The sequence below is a fragment of the Mesorhizobium sp. M0514 genome, from assembly GCF_040321145.1.
In the GTDB taxonomy this organism is placed as follows: domain Bacteria; phylum Pseudomonadota; class Alphaproteobacteria; order Rhizobiales; family Rhizobiaceae; genus Mesorhizobium.
This window is the reverse complement of the sequence record NZ_JAMYQZ010000033.1, coordinates 26,470-46,823: the sequence shown is the minus strand read 5'-3', so window position 1 is coordinate 46,823 and position 20,354 is coordinate 26,470. Positions and strand designations below refer to the sequence as shown.

At 62.9% G+C, this 20,354-nt stretch carries 20 protein-coding genes and 1 pseudogene; 8 read left to right on the top strand and 13 right to left on the bottom strand.

All coding sequences use genetic code 11. The features are described 5' to 3' along the window. Positions 1-260 precede the first annotated feature (260 nt). Genes mobB through NKI61_RS15790 form a run of 3 tightly spaced genes read right to left on the bottom strand, consistent with a single transcriptional unit; the run spans position 261 to position 2,321 of the window. Positions 261-764 (bottom strand): molybdopterin-guanine dinucleotide biosynthesis protein B, encoded by a 504-nt coding sequence (mobB, locus tag NKI61_RS15800; RefSeq protein WP_352840009.1) that lies wholly within the window; start codon positions 762-764, stop codon positions 261-263. Then, positions 761-1,393 (bottom strand): molybdenum cofactor guanylyltransferase MobA, encoded by a 633-nt coding sequence (gene mobA / locus NKI61_RS15795; protein WP_352840008.1) that lies wholly within the window; start codon positions 1,391-1,393, stop codon positions 761-763. Before mobA ends, mobB begins: the two co-directional genes overlap by 4 nt. 7 nt (positions 1,394-1,400) lie before the next feature. After that, positions 1,401-2,321 carry a DMT family transporter gene (locus tag NKI61_RS15790; protein ID WP_023730566.1) on the bottom strand — a complete coding sequence of 307 codons (921 nt, stop codon included), beginning with the start codon at positions 2,319-2,321 and terminating at the stop codon, positions 1,401-1,403. Between NKI61_RS15790 and NKI61_RS15785 the strand changes: the two genes are divergently transcribed. Next, positions 2,272-2,403, top strand: a complete 132-nt coding sequence (locus NKI61_RS15785) for a hypothetical protein (protein WP_280800279.1) — start codon at positions 2,272-2,274, stop codon at positions 2,401-2,403. The genes NKI61_RS15790 and NKI61_RS15785 overlap by 50 nt on opposite strands. Before the next feature lie 144 nt (positions 2,404-2,547). Here the strand turns inward: NKI61_RS15785 and NKI61_RS15780 are convergent, their stop codons facing one another. From NKI61_RS15780 to moaA, 3 genes are all read right to left on the bottom strand, one after another. Further along, positions 2,548-2,904, bottom strand: a complete 357-nt coding sequence (locus NKI61_RS15780) for a hypothetical protein (protein ID WP_023669002.1) — start codon at positions 2,902-2,904, stop codon at positions 2,548-2,550. 96 nt (positions 2,905-3,000) lie between these two features. Then, a complete protein-coding gene (locus NKI61_RS15775) occupies positions 3,001-3,501 on the bottom strand; it encodes a hypothetical protein (RefSeq protein WP_023714206.1) in 501 nt (166 codons plus the stop codon). 52 nt (positions 3,502-3,553) lie between these two features. Beyond that, on the bottom strand, positions 3,554-4,549 hold the full coding sequence (gene moaA, locus NKI61_RS15770) for a GTP 3',8-cyclase MoaA (RefSeq protein WP_031193366.1): 996 nt from the start codon (positions 4,547-4,549) through the stop codon (positions 3,554-3,556). A 198-nt stretch (positions 4,550-4,747) separates the two neighbouring features. On the opposite strand from moaA, the gene NKI61_RS15765 reads away from it, so the two are divergent. Continuing rightward, complete coding sequence (locus tag NKI61_RS15765) at positions 4,748-5,101, top strand: gamma-butyrobetaine hydroxylase family protein (protein WP_023668999.1); 354 nt, start codon at positions 4,748-4,750, stop codon at positions 5,099-5,101. A gap of 64 nt (positions 5,102-5,165) precedes the next feature. After that, on the top strand, positions 5,166-5,777 hold the full coding sequence (locus NKI61_RS15760) for a pyridoxamine 5'-phosphate oxidase family protein (protein ID WP_352840007.1): 612 nt from the start codon (positions 5,166-5,168) through the stop codon (positions 5,775-5,777). A gap of 26 nt (positions 5,778-5,803) precedes the next feature. Here the strand turns inward: NKI61_RS15760 and NKI61_RS15755 are convergent, their stop codons facing one another. Beyond that, the gene (locus NKI61_RS15755; RefSeq protein ID WP_023668997.1) at positions 5,804-6,256 is read right to left on the bottom strand and encodes a MarR family winged helix-turn-helix transcriptional regulator; all 453 of its coding nucleotides are present in this window, start codon (positions 6,254-6,256) and stop codon (positions 5,804-5,806) included. A 48-nt stretch (positions 6,257-6,304) separates the two neighbouring features. Here NKI61_RS15755 and NKI61_RS15750 point away from each other — a divergent pair, with 48 nt between their 5' ends. Then, a complete protein-coding gene (locus NKI61_RS15750; protein WP_352840005.1) occupies positions 6,305-7,213 on the top strand; it encodes an alpha/beta hydrolase in 909 nt (302 codons plus the stop codon). 45 nt (positions 7,214-7,258) lie between these two features. Here NKI61_RS15750 and NKI61_RS15745 read toward each other — a convergent pair whose 3' ends face one another. Together NKI61_RS15745 and NKI61_RS15740 are read right to left on the bottom strand one after the other, a co-directional pair. Next, a complete protein-coding gene (locus tag NKI61_RS15745; RefSeq protein ID WP_023688500.1) occupies positions 7,259-7,657 on the bottom strand; it encodes a rhodanese-like domain-containing protein in 399 nt (132 codons plus the stop codon). 62 nt (positions 7,658-7,719) lie between these two features. Further along, positions 7,720-8,328, bottom strand: coding sequence for a TetR/AcrR family transcriptional regulator (locus NKI61_RS15740; protein ID WP_352840020.1), 609 nt, complete (start codon positions 8,326-8,328; stop codon positions 7,720-7,722). Between the two features lie 100 nt (positions 8,329-8,428). On the opposite strand from NKI61_RS15740, the pseudogene NKI61_RS15735 reads away from it, so the two are divergent. Then, positions 8,429-9,174: pseudogene (locus NKI61_RS15735) on the top strand (3-oxoacyl-ACP reductase family protein). Between the two features lie 212 nt (positions 9,175-9,386). After that, positions 9,387-11,267 (top strand): L,D-transpeptidase family protein, encoded by a 1,881-nt coding sequence (locus NKI61_RS15730; RefSeq protein WP_023696140.1) that lies wholly within the window; start codon positions 9,387-9,389, stop codon positions 11,265-11,267. Between the two features lie 97 nt (positions 11,268-11,364). Here the strand turns inward: NKI61_RS15730 and NKI61_RS15725 are convergent, their stop codons facing one another. The 3 genes from NKI61_RS15725 to NKI61_RS15715 form a co-directional block, all read right to left on the bottom strand. Next, on the bottom strand, positions 11,365-11,835 hold the full coding sequence (locus NKI61_RS15725; RefSeq protein WP_023668992.1) for a hypothetical protein: 471 nt from the start codon (positions 11,833-11,835) through the stop codon (positions 11,365-11,367). A gap of 91 nt (positions 11,836-11,926) precedes the next feature. Beyond that, on the bottom strand, positions 11,927-12,667 hold the full coding sequence (locus NKI61_RS15720; protein WP_352638291.1) for a lysozyme inhibitor LprI family protein: 741 nt from the start codon (positions 12,665-12,667) through the stop codon (positions 11,927-11,929). Positions 12,668-12,750: 83 nt separating this feature from the next. Then, on the bottom strand, positions 12,751-13,008 hold the full coding sequence (locus NKI61_RS15715; protein WP_023668990.1) for a PepSY domain-containing protein: 258 nt from the start codon (positions 13,006-13,008) through the stop codon (positions 12,751-12,753). A 357-nt stretch (positions 13,009-13,365) separates the two neighbouring features. Between NKI61_RS15715 and NKI61_RS15710 the strand changes: the two genes are divergently transcribed. Together NKI61_RS15710 and NKI61_RS15705 are read left to right on the top strand one after the other, a co-directional pair. Then, positions 13,366-15,138, top strand: a complete 1,773-nt coding sequence (locus NKI61_RS15710; protein WP_352538312.1) for an adenylate/guanylate cyclase domain-containing protein — start codon at positions 13,366-13,368, stop codon at positions 15,136-15,138. A gap of 129 nt (positions 15,139-15,267) precedes the next feature. Further along, positions 15,268-19,590, top strand: coding sequence for a cytochrome P450 (locus NKI61_RS15705; protein WP_352840004.1), 4,323 nt, complete (start codon positions 15,268-15,270; stop codon positions 19,588-19,590). Positions 19,591-19,619: 29 nt separating this feature from the next. Here the strand turns inward: NKI61_RS15705 and NKI61_RS15700 are convergent, their stop codons facing one another. Further along, a complete protein-coding gene (locus NKI61_RS15700) occupies positions 19,620-20,306 on the bottom strand; it encodes a Crp/Fnr family transcriptional regulator (protein ID WP_023668987.1) in 687 nt (228 codons plus the stop codon). Positions 20,307-20,354: the final 48 nt, after the last annotated feature.

Sequence of the window (20,354 nt, the reverse complement as noted above, 5' to 3'; positions counted from 1 at the left end):
TTTTGACCGCCCGCTGGCGCGATACTCCCACTGTTTTCGGGAGAAAAGCAACTGTAAAACCGTTGCTTGCGGGATTTGCGGGTCCAGCCAATGCCGACGCCGGGTTAATGCATGTCGCCCAAAAGTGCGCAGCGGTTTTGGGACGACGACATGCATAAATAAAACAACCTGAAGCGCGTCGCATGAGGCCGTTCAGGCGAGACGCGCTTAGACAATGCAACGGCTGAAGAGGGCGGCTGACCCGGGCGAGGGCAGGCGCCTCAAGGTTTGAGGCCGGCCATGCGCTCGATGAAGTCGGCTATCCCTCCCGTGTCGTCGAGATCGAACACAGGCAGGCTTTCGCCGGTAACCGCGAAGTCGGCGGCAATCGCCACGATATGTCCGTCGTTCGCCGACAGCGGCGAGCGGTCCTTGGCCTCCTGCCGCCGGGTCTCGATCTTTTTGTGCACCTCGCGTTTGTAGCCTTCGACCAGCACGATGTCGCACGGGGCCAACCGCGACAGGACCGTCTCCAGCGTCGGCTCGTCCTCACCGCGCAATTCATGCATCAGCGCCCAGCGTTTGCCCGACACCACCGCGACTTCGGTGGCGCCCGCCTGGCGGTGACGAAAGCTGTCGGCGCCAGGCTTGTCGATGTCGAACTCATGATGGGCGTGTTTGACCGTCGACACTGTCCAGCCGCGCCGGACGAGCTCTGTGACCAGCTTCTCGGTCAGTGTGGTCTTGCCGGAATTCTTCCAGCCGGTGATGCCGAAGATGTTCATGGGCCGATGCTCTGCAACAGACGCTCGGCCACCGCAAGGTCGTGCGGTGTGTTGATGTTGAAGAACGGGTCGATCTCGTCACTGCCGTGGGTCAGCAACGGAAATTCCACTTCGACACAGTCGTGCCGCTCGATGAAGGCGGAGACGCGCCTGTTGTCCTCGTCGATCAGGAAATGGCGCAAGGCCTCACGCAGCCCGAGCGGCCACAGCGCAAAGGTCGGATGCCGCCTGCCGCCGGAACTGGCAACAGCGATGGAGCCTGGTCGCTCGTCAACAGCCGCAGCCAGCCTCTCGACCAGGTCCACCGGCAGGAACGGCGTGTCGCCGGCGGCCGTCGCCAATGCCTTGAAAGCGGTATTCGCTGCCGCCCATTGGAGGCCGGTGAGAATTCCGGCCAGCGGTCCGGCATAGCCTTCCACCGCATCGGCGAGAACCGGAAGACCGGCCGCGGCGAAGCGCGCCGGGTCACTATTGGCGCTGAGCGCCAGCGATCCGACCTGCGGCGCCAGGCGGGCAACGACATGGTCGAGAAGCGGACGCTCGCCAAGCGCTAGCAAAGTCTTGTCGCCGCCGCCCATGCGCCGTGACAGGCCTCCGGCCAGGATAATTCCTGCAATGTCTTGGCTCATGGCCAACCTATATGCCGTCCGGCGCCATGTCGGGTCCAGCGCTTTCGGCCGCCGGCTTCTGCCGGCCGACGACCCGTTCGCGATAGAGCGCGTAGAGGCCGGAGCCGATGATGATGGCGGAGCCAACGATCATCGGCAGGTCGGGAACATCGCCGAAGATGATGAGGCCAAGCAGCATCGACCAAAAGAGGGCGGTGTAGCGGAATGGCGCAATGAAGGAGATGTCGCCGGCCCGCATTGCCATGATGATGAACTGGTAGCCGATCAGCACCAGCACCGCCGCCAATGCCAAAAGTGCCGAGCCTTTGCCGGACATCGGCGTCCAGCCGCCCATCGGCGACAGCAGCACGGCGCCAACGATGGTCATGGCGATTGCCGTTGCCGTCGACACCAGCAAGGTCGGGATAGCCCTCGGGATGCGCTTGGTGGCGAGGTCACGTACTGCGCAACAGGCGACGCTGACGAGTGCGTACAGCGAATAGATGCTGAAGCCTTCGAAGCCTGGCCGCACGATGATCAGCACGCCGCCAAAGCCGACCGCGATCGCCAGCCAGCGCCGCCAGCCGACCGCTTCGCTGAATACGAGTGCCGCCCCCATCGTCACCGCCAGCGGCAGCGCCTGCAGCACCGCCGAGACATTGGCGATCGGCAGATGCGCTAATGCCACAAGGAAGGCGACGGTGGCGCCGGCCTCGGCGACCACGCGAAGCGTCACCAGCGGCTGCAGCATCGACCTCGGTCGCGCGAGCGCGCCTTGCTGCCAGGCGAGCAGGCCGACGAGCAGCGACGCAAAGGCGCCGCGCACCAGCATCACCTGCGCCATGTTCATCGATTCCGACGAGAACTTGGTGATGGCGTCGTTGAGGGTGAAGCCGATCATGGCCACCATCATGCACAGCGCGCCGCGAATGTTTGGGGAAAGAGGCAAGGGCGTTACCGGTTTTGCAAGAGCAATTCCAGAAAAGTGTGAAACGGTTTTCCGTCCGGAATTGCGTGAAAACAAAGAATAAAGCGGTTCGACGTTTCGGCGAAACGGTGAACCGCCCAAGCCTGTAGCAGCCGGCGGCAAGACAGCAACGTCAAAGAAATAGGCCACGGATTTTCACCCGTGGCCCACAAAATCGCTAAGAGGGCTGGCCGGATGACCAGCAGGCTCATTTCGGGGTCAGCACCTCGGTGCCGCTGCCGTTCTTGCCGGCGATGGTCCACAGGCCGTGCAGCGAGCCGTCATCCTCTACCTTGTAGACGACGAGACCGATTTCCTTGCCCATGACATAGCCGGCGGAGAAGGCATCGTCGTTGCGCATGCAGATGCCGTCCGACGATGATCCGCCCGTCTCCCAATGGATGGTGCAGGTGGTCTCGCTGGTCAGCGTGATGGTGGCTTCGCCGCCATATTTCGAGCCGTCGAAATTGGTGCCCGCAACGGTGTAGCTGCCACCGATGGACTGTGCTGCTGCCGGCGCGGCGGCAAACCCAAGCATTGCAAGAGAAAGTAAGAATGTGCGCATGTCGTATTCCCCCAAACCGAGCGACGAGCCGCTATAGGCCGAAATTTAGGGCGGAACGCGATGGCGGTAAATCGGGTTTGCAGCGTCGAGAGCGATTTATTCCCAGTGTTGCTCAGCCCCATGCAGGCTGTCGCCGATAGCGCCGACCAGTGGGTCGTACTTGGCCTTGAGCGAGGCCGGATATTCGATCCAGACTGTATGGATTGCATCCTCTTTTTCGAAGACGATTCGGGTATAGAAGATCTTGTCGCCTTTGGTGCTTGAGACCACTGCCCAGTTCTTACCGGTTTTGCTGTAAGTGACCTTTTCCCCAGAGTCAGGGTCGGCTTTTTCCTTTTCAACCAGACTGTCGGGCGTATCTTCCGTCAGCTTGTATCCGCCGTAACAGGACAAGCTCGCACCATCGGGGCTAAGCCATTTTCGACCGTCGCCATTGAGGGACTCAGGCATCGGTTTGCTGAAAATCTGGCTCGGGAACGTGCACACCGTGCCATAGCGCGCATTGATGTAGGTGAACGGCTTTGCGAGCGCCACTGTGGTCGCCAATGATAGGGCCACGACCAGCGCTGACAGCCCGGTTTGGCAAACACGCTGCATGGAAATCCCCCTCGCTTCCAACGGAAGCATTCTGCACCAATCGCGGAGAAAATCAGCCGCCGGTGACGCTCATATGTCTCGACACCGACGGGCGGCTGGTGCGGCGGTCGATGATGAAATCATGGCCTTTCGGCTTGCGGCCGATCGCTTCGTCGATGGCAGCAGCGACCAGCTCGTTGCCTTCCGAGGCACGCAACGGCGCGCGCAGGTCGGCGGCATCCTCCTGACCCAGGCACATATAGAGCGTGCCGGTGCAGGTCAGCCGCACGCGGTTGCAGCTTTCGCAGAAATTATGCGTCATCGGCGTGATGAAGCCCAGCCTGCCGCCGGTCTCTGCGACATGGACGTAGCGGGCCGGACCGCCGGTCTTGTAGGGGATGTCGCTCAGCGTGAACTGGCGCTCGAGCGAAGCGCGCAGCAGCGACAGCGGCAGATACTGGTCGGTCCGGTCGGCGTCGATCTCGCCCATCGGCATGGTTTCGATGACGGTCAAGTCCATGCCGCGGCCATGCGCCCAGCGCATCATCTCCGGCAGCTCGACGTCGTTGAAGTCCTTCAGCGCAACGGCGTTGAGCTTCACCTTCAGCCCCGCCGCCTGCGCGGCATCGATGCCTTGCATGACCTTGCCGAGATGGCCCCAGCGGGTGATGGCGTGGAACTTGTCGGCATCGAGCGTGTCGAGCGAGACATTGATGCGCTCGACACCGCAATCGGCAAGCTCGGCGGCAAAGCGCGACAGCTGCGAGCCATTGGTGGTCAGCGTCAACTCTTCCAGCGCGCCACTCTTCAAGTGCCGCGACAGCTGGCGCACCAGATGCATGATGTTCTTGCGCACCAGCGGCTCGCCGCCGGTGAGGCGCAGTTTGCGCACGCCCTTTTCGATGAAGACGGTGCAGAGCCGGTCGAGTTCCTCGAGCGACAGCAGGTCCTTCTTGGGCAGGAACGCCATGTCCTCGGCCATGCAATAGGTGCAGCGGAAATCGCAGCGGTCGGTGACCGACACGCGCAAGTAGCTGATCGTGCGACCGAAGGGATCGATCATGTCCATGCGTTCAAGCATTCCCGTGGCTGCGAGTGGCGCCGTTATATACGGCTATGTGATACGATCCAACCCGCCATTCAAGATAGCCGCTCTCGATCTTTGGTGACATTCCCTGGCCGACATCCGGTGTCGGCCGGGTCCAAATGGCCTTTTCCGCTCGCGCGAAGCAGCGTAGGGAAGGGCGGATTGACGGGATGCAGAACAATGACGGCGCCGAAGGAACTCAGGGTCTCGAAGGACAGAAAACTGCTGTCCGTCACCTTTCCCGATCATCGGCCGTTCGAACTGCCGGCCGAACTGCTGCGCGTCGCTTCACCCTCCGCCGAGGTGCAGGGCCATTCGCCGGACCAGCGGGTGACGGTTCCCGGCAAGCGCAACGTGGCCATCCTCAAGATCGAGCCGGTCGGCAACTACGCCGTGCGCATCACTTTCGACGATTTTCACGACACCGGCATCTTCACCTGGAATTACCTGCACACGCTTGGCCACGAAAAGGACGCGCGCTGGAATGCCTATCTCGCCGAGCTCCAGGAGAAGGGACTGAGCCGCGACCGCTAGTTCGGCACTGTCGGCAAAACGTCATTGACTGGGGGTAACGCTGGCAACGGTTCGGAGACGGGAAATGTCTGAGATCACATCGGTTAAACAACTTGAAGCGCTCTACGGCCTGCCCGGCGAAGCGTCGACGGTCAAGGAACTCGACCACGTCATTCCCGAATATGCCGCCTTCATCGAAGCCTCGCCTTTTGTCGCCCTGGCGACGAGCGGGCCGGAAGGGCTGGACTGTTCGCCGCGCGGCGATCTCGCCGGCTTTGTGCGCATGCATGACCCGAAAACGCTGATGATGCCGGACAGGCGCGGCAACAACCGCGCCGATTCGCTTAAGAACATCATCCGCGATCCTCGCGTCGGGCTGCTGTTTCTTGTGCCGGGTTCGGGCACGACGCTGCGCGTCAACGGCCGCGCCCGCATCACCACCGACGCCGCGCTTTGCGCCTCCTTCGCCGTCGAAGGCAAGCCGGCGCGCTCGGTCACCGTGGTCGATGTCGATTCGGTCTATTTCCAGTGCGCCCGCGCCATCGTTCGCTCGGAGCTGTGGAACCCGGCAAAGCACGTCGACCCGAAATCGCTGCCGACACCCGGAACAATCCTGGAAGTCACCAGCCGCAATTACATCGATGCCGGTACTTACGACAAGGAATGGCCGGAGCGGGCGAAGAAGACGATGTGGTGAGGTGGGAGGCGCGTGGATCGAACGGCTCAGGTATCCTTCAGCACGTCATAGATCTTGCGCATCTGTTCGCCGATCATATCGCACTGTTCCGCTGTCGACTGGCTCATCGCCTTTTCGATCAGCGCCATATGCACCTTCAGCGCCTTCATCAAAAGCTCCGTGCCGGCCTCGGTAAGCGTCAGCCGCAGCACGCGCTTGTCCTTCTCGTCGCCCTCGCGGCGCAGCAGGCCGCGCGCCTCGAGCTGCGGCAACAGCATGGTGATGTTGGAGCGGCCGACCAGCAGTTTGCGGGCGAGATCGTGCTGCGACATGCCGGGATGGCGATAGAGGTTCATCAGCACGTCGAGCTGCGCCGGCTTGAGATCCAGCGGCGCCAGCTTTACCGCCAGCGCACGCTCCAGCACATGGCAGGCGCGCGCCACCGCGACCCAGTTGCGAAAGCGCGGGTTGTCCCAGGGCAGCTCTTGTTTAATGTTCATGTTTGAACTATTATGTTCATGCTTGAACGGAATGGATGGATCGCCACTATGGCATCATTTGGACTGAAGGTCATCCGGGGCGTGTTCCGCGCCGCCGAGCATGTGGCGCCCCGCCTGAGCGGGCGCGCCGCCTTCGAACTGTTCTGCCGCACCCCCAGCGTCAAGGCGCTCAGCGACGGTGAACGGCGTGCGGTCGACCGCGCCGCCGGCTTCATGGCCGAGGCGCGCCATCATCGGCTGCCGACCAAGGCCGGCTGCGTCATGGTGCACGAATTCCGGCCCAAGCCGGGCAGGGCGTCCGCCGGCACGGTGCTGGTGGTCCATGGCTGGCGTTCGCGCACGGAATATATGCGGGCGCTGATCGAAGGCTTTCGCGATGCGGGCTACCGGGTCGCCTCGCTCGACCTGCCGGGCCATGGCCAGTCGCTGGGCCGTCATCTCAATATGGTCAATGCGGTCGAGGCGGTCAGGGTCGCCGGCGAATGGTTCGGTCCGTTCAAGGCGATCGTCGGCCATTCCTTCGGTGGCGCCGTCGCCGCCAATGCCATTGCCGGTTCGATCAAGGGTATCCAGCCCGTCGCGGCCGAGCGGCTGGTGCTGGTCGCCGCGCCAAGTTCCCTGCCGGCGATCTTCGCCGACTTCAGCCGCATGCTCAATGTCGGTCCGCGTTCGCAGGTTTCCATGGCCGATCAGGTGAAAAGGCTGTCGGGCCGGCCGCTGCATGAATTCACCGGCGACCGCCAGTTGGCTGAGGCGCCGGTGCCGACGCTGGTCATCCACGCGCCGGACGACCGCGAAGTCCCCGCCGATCATGCCACACGTTATGCCGGCGCCGGCAGCCATGTGCGGCTGCACTGGGCCGATGGGCTCGGCCACCGTCGCATTCTCGCCGACAAAGGTGTTGTCGAACGCGCTGTGACTTTTCTCAAAAACGAGCGCGAGCCGATACTGCATTGATTCCAATGGGTGTATTGTCGACTCCGACAACGCCGGAGCGGTGAGCTAACCGTTCTTCTTGCCGCCCGGCTCGACGGGCAATCCGGCCGCCTTCCAGGCGGTATAGCCGCCAAGGATGTGCTTGACCGGCGACAGCCCCATATCCTGCGCCGTCTTGGTGGCCAGCGCCGAGCGCCAGCCGCCGGCGCAAAAGAAGACGAAGCTTTTGCCCGAGGCAAAGAACGGCTTGTGGTAAGGGCTTTCGGGATCGATCCAGAATTCCAGCATGCCGCGAGTGACATGTTTGGCGCCGGGGATCTGGCCGTCCCGCTCGATCTCGCGTGGATCGCGCAGGTCGACGAAGATGGTGTCCTCGTCGTCGAGCAGCCCGGCCGCTTCCTCGGGCGAGACCACCTCGATCTCGGCATTGGCCTCGTCGAGCAACTCGCGATACCCTTTTTTCACGGATGATCCCTCCCGGCGCATTTCGCCGCCGACTGGATTTCCAGCACAAGCTCCGCGCTTTGTCACGCTGTTCCGACCAGCCCCTGCCACGCCGCCATCGCTCCGGCCACTGTGGCCATCAGCGCTTCGCACGAGGCGCCGTCGCGGGCCTGGATCGACATGCCGTGCTGGACCGTCGCATAGAAGGTCGCCGCCGCGTTGCTGTCGAAGCCCGCCGGCAATTCGCCTTCCGCCACACCGCGTTCCAGCCGTCTCAGCAAGAGGGTGTGGTTTTCGGCGCGGCGGCGGCGCAAATCATCGCAGATCGCGCCGCTGCTTGAATCCTGGTGCAGTGCGCCCAGCGCGATGAGACAGCCCTGCGGGCGGTCGTCCTGAGAGTACGCTTTTGCCGTCTGGCGCAGGAAATTCTCGATCGCCTGGCATGCCGTCGGCGCTTCGTCCAGCGCGCTCCAGATCTCGGTGCCTTCGTTGCGGGTGTAATACTCGGTCGCTTCCAGAAACAGCCCCTCCTTGCTGCCGAAGGCGGCATAGAGGCTGGGCGAGCTGATGCCCATCGCCGCGGTCAGGTCGGCGATCGAGGTGCCCTCATAGCCTTTGGCCCAGAACAGCTCCATCGCCTGCCGCAAGGCGGCGGTTCGATCGAAGGTGCGGGGACGGCCTCTTTCCGGCATGACGATCTTTTCTGTGTTGATCGATACATAATTCACTTGACGTCGCCAGGCAAGGTTGCCAGAGATTTATGTATCGATCGTTACATAACGGAGAAATGACATGTCAGCGAACGGATTGAACGGCAAGGCAGCACTGGTCACCGGCGGCAGCCGCGGCATAGGTGCTGCGATAGCAAACGGCTTGCGGCCGATGGCGCCGACGTCGCCATCACCTACGTCAACAGCTCGGCGCCGGCCCAAGCTGTCGTCGCCGAGATTATAGCGGCAGGTGGTCGCGCGATCGCCATCCAAGCCGACAATCGCGACGCCGCCGCCATCGAAGGCTCGGTCACCGAGGCGGTGAATGCCTTCGGCCGGCTCGACATCCTGGTCAACAGCGCAGGCATCTGGCGCGCGGCGCCCATCGAACAGATGTCGCTGGCCGACTTCGACGAAACCATTGAGGTCAATCTGAGAGCGCCGTTCGTGGCTTCGAAGGCGGCCGCGGCTCACATGGGCGAGGGCGGCCGCATCATTTCGATCGGCAGCAATCTGGCCGAGCGCGTCACCGACACCAGTCTCAGCGCCTATTCGACCAGCAAGGCTGCGCTGGTCGGCCTGACCAAGGCGCTGGCGCGAGACCTCGGTCCGCGCGGCATCACCGCCAATGTCGTTCATCCCGGTTCGACCGACACCGACATGAACCCGGCGGAAGGCCCGCATGCCGAACACCAGCGGCGGAAGATGGCGACGCCCCGCTTCGGCAAGGCTGACGAGATCGCCGGCATGGTTGCCTGGCTCGCCGGTCCGGAAGGGCGCTTCGTCACCGGCGCCGCGCTCACCATCGACGGTGGCGCCAACGCCTGAAGCAGCAGCCGCTTTGACCGGTCCGGAGCGGCAACGCCGCTCCAGACGTCACGATGTTGTGAAACCGTTCTGCAACAGGCCCGCGGAAATTTATGGAAGCTTAACGAAATCGGTATGAATCGGTATAGTAGCGCCTTACATCCGCCATGCGGTTGGCAAGATCGTCTAGCGGCGCGGAACGGGAGCCGGCTTGCAGCCGGAGCGGGTGATTAATGAAATTCCTCGGAAATAAAGCCACCGTGATGCCGCTTGCAGTGGCGGCAGCACTGGCCTTCGGTGTGCCGCAGGCAAGCGCGCAAGGCCTGTTCGACATGCTGTTCGGCGGTGGCGTCAAGCACAGGCCGCAAGGCGAATTCCCGCCGCCGCCAAAGCGCAAGCCGAAGCCCGCCGTATCGGGCGGCGGCGGCACCAGGATCAGCAGCCCGTCCTACTACACCTACAAGGCCGACCGGCTGGTGCGCGTCGACTTTGCCGCGTTGGTGGCAGCACCTCCCCAGGTGGCAACAGCTGAAGACGCCGCCTTTGTGCCGTCGGCGACCAGCACTGCCTTCCGCGAAGCCGTTGCAGGCCTCAGCGACTATGAACTCTATGCCGAGCCCGATATCGCCAAGGCACTGATTGCCTATTACTCTGCCAATCCTGATTTCATCTGGGTGAACGAGGGCAATCCCAATGCCCGCGCCCAGGATGCGGTGCGGGTGCTTGGCGAAGCCGCAAGCTATGGTCTCACGTCGGCCGACTACACGGTCGAGGTGCCGGCAGCCAACGCATCGGCAGTCGATGCCGACGCCCATCTGAAGGAACTCGTCCGCTTCGAGATGGCGCTGTCGGCGCGCGTACTGCGCTATGCCCGTGACGCCCAGAGCGGGCGCGTCGATCCCAATCGCATCACCGGCTACTATGAATTTCCGCCGAAGCCGGTCGACATGGAAGGCGCGCTCAAGACGCTGGCCCACACCCAGGAAGTGCGCACCTACCTCGAATCGCGGCACCCGCAGAACGCGGAATATCAGGCGCTGCGCGTCGAACTTGAATCGCTGCAGGCGAGCGCCGAAAACGAAATCGTCGTCGATCCCAAGCTGTTGCTGAAGCCCGGCGAGACCAGCGCCGAACTGCCGAAGCTGCTGACGCTGATCGCGCGCAATCTCGACGACGAGATGGGCGGCGCCTATGGCGAGATCTTGTCTCGTCTCGGCACCAGCGATGTCTATGTTCCCGAACTGGTTCCGATCATCAAGGCCGTGCAGGTGAAGGCCGGCATGAAGGGCGATGGGGTCATCGGCCCGCGCACCGTCGCCTCGCTCGCCGGCGCATCCAAGGCAGACAGGCTGCAGAAGGTGCAGGTTGCGCTGGAAGAGTTGCGCTGGCTGCCGTCCGATCTTGGTAGCCCGCGGGTCTTCATCAACCAGCCCGCCTTCACCGCCAGCTATATCGACAATGGCGAGGAGAAGCTGAAGACCCGCGTCGTCATAGGCCGGACCACCAACCAGACCGCCTTCTTCTTCAAGGAGATCAAGCAGGTCGATTTCCATCCCTATTGGGGCGTGCCGCAGTCGATCATCGTCAACGAGATGCTGCCAAGGCTGCGTAGCGATCCGGGCTATCTCGACCGTGCCGGCTACGAGGTGACCGATTCGCGCGGCAGGCGGGTTCCCTCGTCCTCGGTCAATTGGGGCGCCTACGGCGCCAACATTCCCTACAGCGTGCGCCAGCAGCCGAGCGAAGCCAATGCGCTGGGCGAACTGAAGATCCTGTTCCCCAACAAGCACGCCATCTACATGCACGACACGCCGCAAAAATCCTTCTTCCAGCGCGATATGCGGGCGCTCAGCCATGGCTGTATTCGCCTTCAGGACCCACGTGGGATGGCGGCGGCGGTGCTCGGCGTCTCGGTCGACGACATCGCCGAAAAGCTCAAGCACGGCCATGCCAGCGAAGACGTGACACGCACGATTCCCGTCTATGTCTCCTACTTCACTGCCTGGCCGGACCTGTCCGGCAAAGTCGAATATTTCAACGACGTCTACGACCGCGACACGCGGCTGATGCAGGCGCTGGACGCGACTGAAGCGGTGCGTTCGCCGACGAGCTGAACCAGCGGAGTTCCTCGTTCAACGAAACGAGGAACTCACTTTGTCTCTCTGGTTTTATTAGATTTTTGGCCGATAGACGGTCGCCCGTTTCCTGCGATCAGCGCTGGATGAGCGGACGCCGGAAGCCGGCGTCGCGGCCCGCGATCAGCCAATAGACCAGGCCGGCTACGAGGCCGGCGGCGGCGATGATGCCGATATCGGCCCAGCGTCCGGCATCCTCTTCCGCGGCCGGCCAGACCAGGAAGAAGCCGGCTGCAGCGGCAGCGGCGCCAAACAGCATGTGCACCAGGAAATTGCGCAGGGCAAAGAATTCGGCGAGCAGCGCGAAGATCAGCGTCTGCAGGCCGGTCAGCACGATCGTCAGGAAATAGACGACCATGCCGAGCGGCGGCCACAGCAGCACGACAATGGGCGAAAATTGCATGGCGCCGAAATAGTCCGGCGCGTTGGGCAATACGGCGAGTGCGCAATATATCGCCACGACCGCGAACAATCCGATCAGCACCGAAACGAAATAGCCGGCAAGCATCATCAGGATGCGCTTCAAAACATGCTTAACCATGGCCATGCACCCCCGTGCCCTGCAACTGTTACGCGCACTCAGCCATCAAAGGCGGATCGGCGCAAGAGTGCATCCAGCAGTGCTTTGCGGCAAATCTTCAGGCGCCGCCGCATAGATGTTGCGAATCCGGCAAAACCCATGTGCCTTTTATCGTGAGGTCCACGCCGTAATAGACCCGCCCGCGCTCGTCGCCCTGCGGACAATCCCTCGGGATCGATATCAGGCACATGACGACAGGATCGCCGGCTTTCGAACTGGCAAGGCCAGGCTCCCGCTCGTAGGAAACCCCGGCGCCGCCATTGCTGAACCGCGCCAGGCTGCCGGCTTCAGGGCCGGCGGTTTCCAGCGGGTCGTCGCCGAGCCGCGTCGTCAGCGCGGTGATGTGGGTCAAGGCGCATTGGCCGATCGACGAGGGCAGGCGATGGTCGGGGCTGCCCGGATGGCGGGCCGCGGTGTCGAGCGCCTTCTTGCCGATCAGGGCGATGTTGTAGTCCTGCACCCAGGACGGCGCATTGCCGTAGGTCTGCAGCGCGTTGTTCTGGGCGCTGACGATGCAGGCAGCATCCTGCCCACAGGCGTTCCTGTCGGCGATGAGCGCACGGGCGATCTTGCGCTTGTCGCCGCCAAAGGCTGGCTCGAAACCCGTAAAGGCCTCGGCCACCAAGGCATCAATTGCCGACAGTTGCGGGTCGGCACAGATCGCCTTTTCCACCGGCAGGCTGGCTTTGCGGCAATCGAAGGACGGCCCGTCGGCACGCGCTGGACCAAGGCAGACCGCCGCGCCAGCCAGTGCGACGACAAGCGCAAGCGAGTTGGCAATTCGATTGGAAGAAAGCATGGTCGCAACGTTGTCCGACAACTGCCACCATCGTAGGCAAAAAACGTGGCGGACGGAATTGCCGAAGCGGTGCGGTATCGGCGCTATTTCGGTTCGGCGGTCACGGGATCGAAGGTGATTTCGACTTTCGCCTTGTCGGCGGTGTAATAGGTGACGGTGTACCCATCCTTGTCCCAGTCGACCTCCTTCACATAGCGAAAGCCGTCGCGCTGCTCGACCTTGGCGATGATTGCCGACAGTTTCTGGGCATTCGTCGGCGGCAGTGGGCTGTCATCCGCGGCAAAGGCCGTCGAGCCGGCCAGAAGAACGACGACACCGGTCGCCAGAACAAGATTTCGCATGATTACCCTCATTTCACGTTGGTATGAACCGCACCGGAAACTCGCAGGCAGCACAGTTTGTTCCGAGAGCTGACATCGCGCAGCTTCCGTGAAGCCCTGGATCGCCGCGCTCAGAGCGACGGCACGCCCATATTTGAGCCAACCGCCGGCCAACCATGAGTGCTGCCACGGCCCGCGCTGGACAACCCGATGGTGGTAGAGCTTTGCCAAAGACCCTGCTAGACTTCTGGTCCTGGCGGGGTGGCATGGCGCGCCAACCCCGCCGGAATCTTCATCTCTCAGCGCGCGGCGAAGTGTTTCAGGAACGGGTCGTCGCCTGTGCTGGACCAGAACCAGAAAGGGAGCGGGGGCTCGAACATGGCTGTACGGAACTACACCCGTCAGCTGGCGACAATCATTTCTATCGATGCCGTCGGGTTCTCGCGGCTGATGGGCATCGACGACGAGTCTGCAGTCGCGGCATTCGAGGAACGGCGCGACATCATCGCCGACAGCTGTGGCACATTTGGCGGCCGCACGTTCGGCGACGCCGGCGACAGCATCATGGCCGAGTTCGGCAATCCGATCGAGGCGTTGCGCGCGGCCTTTGATTTCCAGGGCCGCATCGTCGCCCTCAACGCCGAGGTTGCCGACGATATGCGCATGCCGTTTCGCGCCGGCATCAACACCGGCGACGTCATCGTGCGTGGTGGCCGCCTCTACGGCGACGACGTCAACATCGCGGCGAGAATCCAGGAATTCGCGCCGGGCAACGGTCTCGCCGTTTCGGAGACGACCTGGCACCATGTGAAGGACAAGACGGCGGCCGAATTCACCGATCTCGGCGAATTCATGCTGAAGAACATCGCCTTGCCGGTGCGCGTTCTGATCGCCGGCCGCAGCGGCAACGGATCCTCGCCGGCGGCGTCGTTCGCGGCCATTCCCCAGGCCAATGCGCAGCAGAAGCTGTCGTCCAAGGGGCCGCCGGCGATCGCCGTCCTGCCCTTCCACGCCGATGGCGGCGAGCATGACATCGGCTACATGGCCGACGGCATCGCCGAGGACATCATCTATGGTCTATCCAACACCAGATGGCTCTCGGTCATCGCCAAGGGCTCCAGCTTCCAGTTCCGCGACGACACGCTGGGCACGCGCGTGATCGGCAACGCGCTCGGCGCGCGCTACATCGTCAGCGGCACGCTGATGCGCAATGGTGGCCAGATCCGCCTCAACACCTCGCTGGCCGACGCGTCCAACGGGCGGCTGGTGTGGTCGCAGCGCTTCGATCGCGATCTGGTCGACATCTTCAACCTGCGCGACCAGATCGGCGCTGAGATCGTTTCGATCCTCGACAAGGAGGTCGACCGGGCGGAACAGGCACGCACCTTCCAGGTTCCCTGGGAAAGCCTGGAGACCTGGCAACTGGTGCGACGGGGCCGCTGGCACATGAACCGGCGCACCCGCGGCGACACCGAAACAGCACTCGAGTTCTTCCAGAAGGCCTACCGCGAGGACGCCAACTCGAGCGCCGTGCTCAACGAACTGGCGTGGTGGTATTTCTGGCGGGCATGGCTGCGTTTCGGCGACAGCGACGATTTGAACAAGGTCGAGCAGTTTGCCCGCAAGGCGTTGCTGGTGGACAGCCTGGATGCGCGCCCGCACGCCCATCTCGGCGCCGTCGACATCATGCGCGGCGAACCGCGGTCGGCCGTCGACCATCTCGAGGAAGCGATCCACATCAATCCGAGCTTTGCCTTCGCGCGCTCGGCCATGGGCAGCGCCCAGCTGCTGCTCGGCAATGCCGCGTCAGCGATACCGTTCTTTCTCGATACCGAGCGATTGAGCCCGTTCGACCTCTACCGCTTCCACAATCTGGGGGAACTGACGGCGGCCTATTGTCTGGTCGAGAACTGGCCTGCGGCGATCGCTGCTGCCGATCGCTCGCTCAACCTGTCTCCCGGCTATTTTTATTCCAGGTTCCTGAAGATCGGCGCGCTGATGCGAAGCGGCCGGCCGGAACAGGCGCGGCGCGAGATGACCATTTTCACCACCCGGCATCCCGATTTTTCAGAACAGCGTGTGCGCTGGATACCATTCACCGACAAGGCCGCGAACGAGATCCTCGTCGCCAATTTCCGACTGGCCAAATGAACATGGCGTCAATGCTGGCTGGAACATGGACCAACTGTGAAAAGATTCACATACGTGCAACCGATGCAAACCTAGGCGTTGAACGGCCGGCATCGCAATAACGTGGATAGCCGGGGGGCTTGAACGCGCATGACCGAACTGAAGTATTTCGACGCTATTCGCGTGGCCCAGAAAAACCAGCGCCCGCTGTCGGAAATGCCGCCGTTCGATCTCGGCCGGATCCGCAAGACAGGGCTGATTGCGCGCATCGTCGGGTCTCTGGCCGAAGACCCCCGCTGGGCGCTTTCCCTGTTGCGGCGTATCCGCCCGACCGGCAAGCTCTTCGGTGTTCTGGTGGTCACCAAGAACGCCGATGTCCGCGACATATTGGAGCGCGGCGACGAATTCCAGACCCCATACGGCCCGGAAATGACCGAGCTTGCCCGCGGATCGAACTTCATCCTCGGCATGCAGGACGGCGCCGACTACCGGCGCATGAAATCGTCGGTGCTGAGTGCATTCCCGCCGGCCGAGGTCGAAGCCGCCGTCAGGCCGATCGCGGCGCGTCATTCGCAAGAGATCATGACGCGCGCCAGCCCCGGCTTCGATGCGATCTCCAGGTTGATGAAGATCGTCCCGGTGCACATCTGCCGCGATTATTTCGGCGTCGAGATGGACGATGAATCCGAATTCGCCGACTGGGCGATCGCGCTGAGTGCGCTGTTCTTTTCGGACCCGACGGCGAGCCCCGTCATGCGCGAACTCGCAGTGGTGGCGGGCGACCGTCTTCTCAAAGTCATCGATCGCTCCATCCAGTCGGCTAGGGACCGGGGCTTGAAGGCCGAGCAACCGCTGGCGAGGCTGGTTGTCCAGATGGATCAGGGCCGCCTGTCGCGGGATGACCTCAATTCGATCATGCTGGGCATGATCGCCGGCTTCGTCCCGACCAATGTGCTGGCCGCCGGCAATTGCCTCGACGTGATCCTGTCGCGGCCCGACGCACGGCAGGCTATCGATGCCGCATTGGCCGAAAACGATACCGCCAAGCTCGACAGGGCCGTCCTTGAAGCCATGCGCTTCAAGCCGATCTGGGTCGGCCCCTGGCGCTACACGGCCCGCGACGCGATCATCGGCAAGGGCACGCGCCGCGAGCGCCTGGTGAAAGCCGGCACGGTGGTGATGCCGGCGACGCTGTCGGCGATGTTCGATGCGGACGCCGTGCAGAACCCGGACCAGTTCGACACATCGCGCCCGCATCGCGACTACATGGTGTTCGGCCACGGCATTCATCAGTGCATCGGCGCCGAGATCGCCAGGATCCAGATCGGCGAAAGCCTGCGCGCCCTGTTCCAGAAGCAGGGCGTGCGCCGCATGCCCGGCAAGGCCGGGCGGATGACCCGCGTCGGCGCCTATCCCGAAACCCTCAAGGTCGATTTCGAACGGGCAGAACTCTGCCGCACCGTAACGCAGTCCATGGTGACGGTGGTCTGCCCGGTCACCCGATCCGCGTCGCTGGATGCTGTCCGCGACAAGGTTGCCAGCCTCGGCAACCCGGCCGTCGAAGATATCCGCACCGCGCTCGACATTGCCGGCACCGTCCACTTCACCAGCCTGACCGTGGTCGGCACCGGCGAGATCGGCGCTGATTCCGGTCGGGAAAAAGGAGCTCTGGTTCTCGAGATTTCCGGTGACGGCAGCATCGACGATGTCATCGATGCGGTCACGCACGCCATCGGGCACCGGCTGCGGCCGATCTTCAAGGATGTCTGCGATCTGCGCGATGGCGGCGCATTGAACGATTTCCTGCGCAAGCACAATGTCGACATATCGCCGTCCTTCGGCAGCAATGCCGGACTGGTGTTTTCGGGCACGCCGGGGCACTCGGTCCAGCGTATCAAGGCCGAGCAGCAGCTTTTCGAAGCCGTGCGCGACATCGTCGAGCGGCCACGCAAAGGCGCCGGCAACGCTCCTGCCGTGCTCGCTGAAGTTCGCCAGCGTGTCCAGTCATTAGGGACGTTTGCCTGGGCGTTCGAGCCGGCCGAAAGCCTGCTCGAAAAGCCGCCGGGTCATTGGGGCCGTGCCCTGATGACGACGTTGCTGGTGCCGCCGGTCTTCGTCACGGTGGCGATCATCTGGGCTGCTTGCTGGTACATGACCTACGGTGTGGTGTTCGGCAGATCTATCGACATCAGTTCCCAGGAAATCTCCTTCACCGCCATAGCCGTAGCAATCACCTCACTTCTGTTGTCGGGACTTGGAGTGTTGGTGGCAGCGGCGCTGCTGGCGTTTTCGTGCTTGCTGGCGCTGCGACGCCGCGAGGACAGGGATCGGCCGGAAAGCACATCGATCGGCATATCTGAATTGAACGCGATACTCGTCAAGGAGGGCCACGCGGCACAAAACCATCTGACTGCGATTTCGACGATGAAGGCCGGCATTCTGCGGCGGCTGGCGCTCAGGTTTTCCTTCTACCTGATCTCGATAGCTGCCCAGAAGGTATTCAAGCCAGGCTTCCTCAACACAATCAACACCATCCATTTCGCCCGCTGGATACTGCTGCCCGCCTCCAACCGATTGATGTTCTTCTCCAACTACGGCGGCAGCTGGGAAAGCTATCTTGAGGACTTCATCGCCAAGGCGTCCGCTGGCCTGACCGGCGTGTGGAGCAACACCGTGGGCTATCCACGCACACGATGGCTGTTCCTGGACGGCGCGCGCGACGGCGATCGTTTCAAGCGCTGGGCGCGGCGCCAGCAGGTGCCGACCCTGTTCTGGTACTCCGCCTATCCCCAAATCAACACAGAGCGCATCCGGATCAATTCCCGGGTCAGGCGCGGCATTGCTTCCGCCGTCGGCAACGAGGCGCGCGACTGGCTGAGCTTGTTCGGTTCGCTACGGCGCCCGGCGAGCGAAACAACCACCGTTCAAAAGACCACTTCGCTGCTGGCCAATATCAGCTCTGCCTTTCCGGCGCCTCTCGAACAGCAGCTGGAAACCGGCGAGATCCAGTCCATCTTCTTCGGCCCGCTCGGCCCGCTCGCTTATTCGCATATGCTTGCGATCCGGGTGCCGGACAAGTTGCCGGCGCCCAAGCGCAGAGCCTGGCTCGATTTCGTTGTCGAGCAGACGAGTTTCGGCGAAGGCAGGCCCGCCGGGCGCGCTATGATAGTCGCCTTTGGTCCCGGTGGCCTGCGGCAGTTCGGGCTCGACGAGGGTGTGGAGGGCGATCCACTGGAAACATTTCCGATCGCCTTTCGCCATGGCATGGGCAACCCCGAGCGTGGGCGCATACTGGACGACCGAGGCCGCGACGGCCCGGACGAATGGGAGTGGGGGTCGCTGGAGAACCCTGTGGACCTGGTCATCGTCTGCTATGCTGAAGACCCGGGACGGTTGAAGACCGAGATTGCCACCGTGAGACGAAAGACGACCGGTGCAGGCATGAAGGTCGTCGCCGAACTGCCGCTCGCCGTAAACCGGGGTCCGACCGACACGAAGACGAAATCGTCCGACGGGGCAAAGCGTGACGATCGGTCGGAACGTGGGCCAGCCTACGAGCATTTCGGTTTCGCGGACGGGATTTCGCAGCCGATTGTCCGGGGCACGACCCGCGCCAGCAGGGGCGCCGCGCCCATGCATCTGGTCGCGCCCGGCGAGTTCCTGTTCGGCTATCGTGATGAGCATGGGTTCTATCCAGCCTCGCCCTCGGTAAGCGCATCACGCGATCGGACTGGAATCCTTTCGCAGGTGCGCCGTAGCCGGCTGATTCCGGGCCTGCCGCCACCGCCGCGCGATTTCGGGCGCAACGGTTCATTCCTGGTTATTCGCCAGTTCGAGCAGCACGTCGACGTCTTCAACAACTACTGCAAAAAGGCTGCAGCCTTGGTCGCGAGCCAACTCGGCAACCAAGCCATCACGCAAGACTGGATTGCCGCCAAGATGCTCGGCCGCTGGCAGAACGGTAGCTCGCTGGTGCGCAACCCCGATCATCCGGGACGCGTCATCGACAACAACTTCGCCGCTGGCGCCGAGGATCCGCAAGGCCATCGCTGCCCGCTTGGTGCCCACATTCGCCGTTCCAACCCACGCGACTCGCTGGGTGAGGACCGCGATACGCAGATCAATATCGGCAAGCGCCATCGTATCCTGCGGGTCGGCCGTACCTATGAGAAGCAGGACGGCAAGAATGGCAAGGTCGAAAAAGGGCTGCTGTTCATGTGCCTCAACGCCGACATAGAGCGCCAGTACGAATTCATTCAGCAGACCTGGGTTTCGTCGGCCACGTTCCAGGGCCTCGTCGCTGAAAAGGACCCGACCATTGGTTCGCGCAGCGGTGATGGCAGGTTCACCATTCCGTCATGGGAAAAGGTCACGATGCTCCGTGACATGCCGCAATTCGTCACCACCAAGGGTGGTGGATACTTCTTCATGCCCAGCCGCTCGGCGCTGCGCTACCTGATTTCGCGGCTCTGAGTCTTAGCCGGGGCTATTCGGGATCGGCGTCAGTCGTCGTCCTGCGATTCGGCGATATGGCGCAGCGCCCCGGTGTCGGTGATGCGCAGGCCGCCGCGTTTGATGGCAATGAACGAGCGGTTGCGCCAGTCGTTGAGCGTCTTGTTGACGGACTCGCGCGTGGCGCCGAGGAACTCTCCGAGTTCCGATTGCGAGATCGGGATCCAGCCGGCGCTGTCGGCCATCACCTTGGCCAGGAAGACCAGGCGTTTGGCGAGCCTCGCCTCGATGCCGAAGAAGGCCTGGTCGCCGAGTTCGCCGCTGACCCAGCGCAGCCGGGCGCACAGAAGTTCGATCATCGCGCGTGCCAGCGGTGGATTTCTCTCAATGCGATCAAAGAGTTGTGTCCTGCTGAGCGAAACCAGCTCGCAAGCGGTCAGGCAGATGGCGGTGGCGGTGCGTGGCCGCCCGTCAAGCGCGCCGATCTCGCCGACGAGGCTGCGCGACAGCTCGATATTGGCCACCAGCTTCTGCCCGCCAGGCGAATAGATCGAGATTTCCACCGTGCCGCTCATCACCCCGTAGATCCGGTCGGCGGCATCTTCCTGGACGAACAGATGCTGGCCGGCGGCGTAGCGCTCGACCTTGCAGCCGCTGAACAGGATATCGAACAGCTTTGGATCGATGCGTGCCAGGCGCGGCAGATCGTTTCTGTCGTTTGGGCCGCCAAAAGCCATGTTCCAAATTCCCAATTGCCGCAATCGGCGAAGTTTAAGGGCCGAAGT

Excerpts from the sequence above, each read along its gene's own strand:
- mobB (WP_352840009.1), bottom strand. The coding sequence starts at position 764 with ATGAACATCTTCGGCATCACCGGCTGGAAGAATTCCGGCAAGACCACA.
- mobA (WP_352840008.1), bottom strand. The coding sequence starts at position 1,393 with ATGAGCCAAGACATTGCAGGAATTATCCTGGCCGGAGGCCTGTCACGG.
- NKI61_RS15785 (WP_280800279.1), top strand. The coding sequence starts at position 2,272 with ATGGCCACCATCATGCACAGCGCGCCGCGAATGTTTGGGGAAAGAGGC.
- NKI61_RS15780 (WP_023669002.1), bottom strand. The coding sequence starts at position 2,904 with ATGCGCACATTCTTACTTTCTCTTGCAATGCTTGGGTTTGCCGCCGCG.
- NKI61_RS15775 (WP_023714206.1), bottom strand. The coding sequence starts at position 3,501 with ATGCAGCGTGTTTGCCAAACCGGGCTGTCAGCGCTGGTCGTGGCCCTA.
- moaA (WP_031193366.1), bottom strand. The coding sequence starts at position 4,549 with ATGGACATGATCGATCCCTTCGGTCGCACGATCAGCTACTTGCGCGTG.
- NKI61_RS15765 (WP_023668999.1), top strand. The coding sequence starts at position 4,748 with ATGACGGCGCCGAAGGAACTCAGGGTCTCGAAGGACAGAAAACTGCTG.
- NKI61_RS15760 (WP_352840007.1), top strand. The coding sequence starts at position 5,166 with ATGTCTGAGATCACATCGGTTAAACAACTTGAAGCGCTCTACGGCCTG.
- NKI61_RS15755 (WP_023668997.1), bottom strand. The coding sequence starts at position 6,256 with ATGAACATTAAACAAGAGCTGCCCTGGGACAACCCGCGCTTTCGCAAC.
- NKI61_RS15750 (WP_352840005.1), top strand. The coding sequence starts at position 6,305 with ATGGCATCATTTGGACTGAAGGTCATCCGGGGCGTGTTCCGCGCCGCC.
- NKI61_RS15740 (WP_352840020.1), bottom strand. The coding sequence starts at position 8,328 with ATGCCGGAAAGAGGCCGTCCCCGCACCTTCGATCGAACCGCCGCCTTG.
- NKI61_RS15730 (WP_023696140.1), top strand. The coding sequence starts at position 9,387 with ATGAAATTCCTCGGAAATAAAGCCACCGTGATGCCGCTTGCAGTGGCG.
- NKI61_RS15725 (WP_023668992.1), bottom strand. The coding sequence starts at position 11,835 with ATGGCCATGGTTAAGCATGTTTTGAAGCGCATCCTGATGATGCTTGCC.
- NKI61_RS15720 (WP_352638291.1), bottom strand. The coding sequence starts at position 12,667 with ATGCTTTCTTCCAATCGAATTGCCAACTCGCTTGCGCTTGTCGTCGCA.
- NKI61_RS15715 (WP_023668990.1), bottom strand. The coding sequence starts at position 13,008 with ATGCGAAATCTTGTTCTGGCGACCGGTGTCGTCGTTCTTCTGGCCGGC.
- NKI61_RS15710 (WP_352538312.1), top strand. The coding sequence starts at position 13,366 with ATGGCTGTACGGAACTACACCCGTCAGCTGGCGACAATCATTTCTATC.
- NKI61_RS15705 (WP_352840004.1), top strand. The coding sequence starts at position 15,268 with ATGACCGAACTGAAGTATTTCGACGCTATTCGCGTGGCCCAGAAAAAC.
- NKI61_RS15700 (WP_023668987.1), bottom strand. The coding sequence starts at position 20,306 with ATGGCTTTTGGCGGCCCAAACGACAGAAACGATCTGCCGCGCCTGGCA.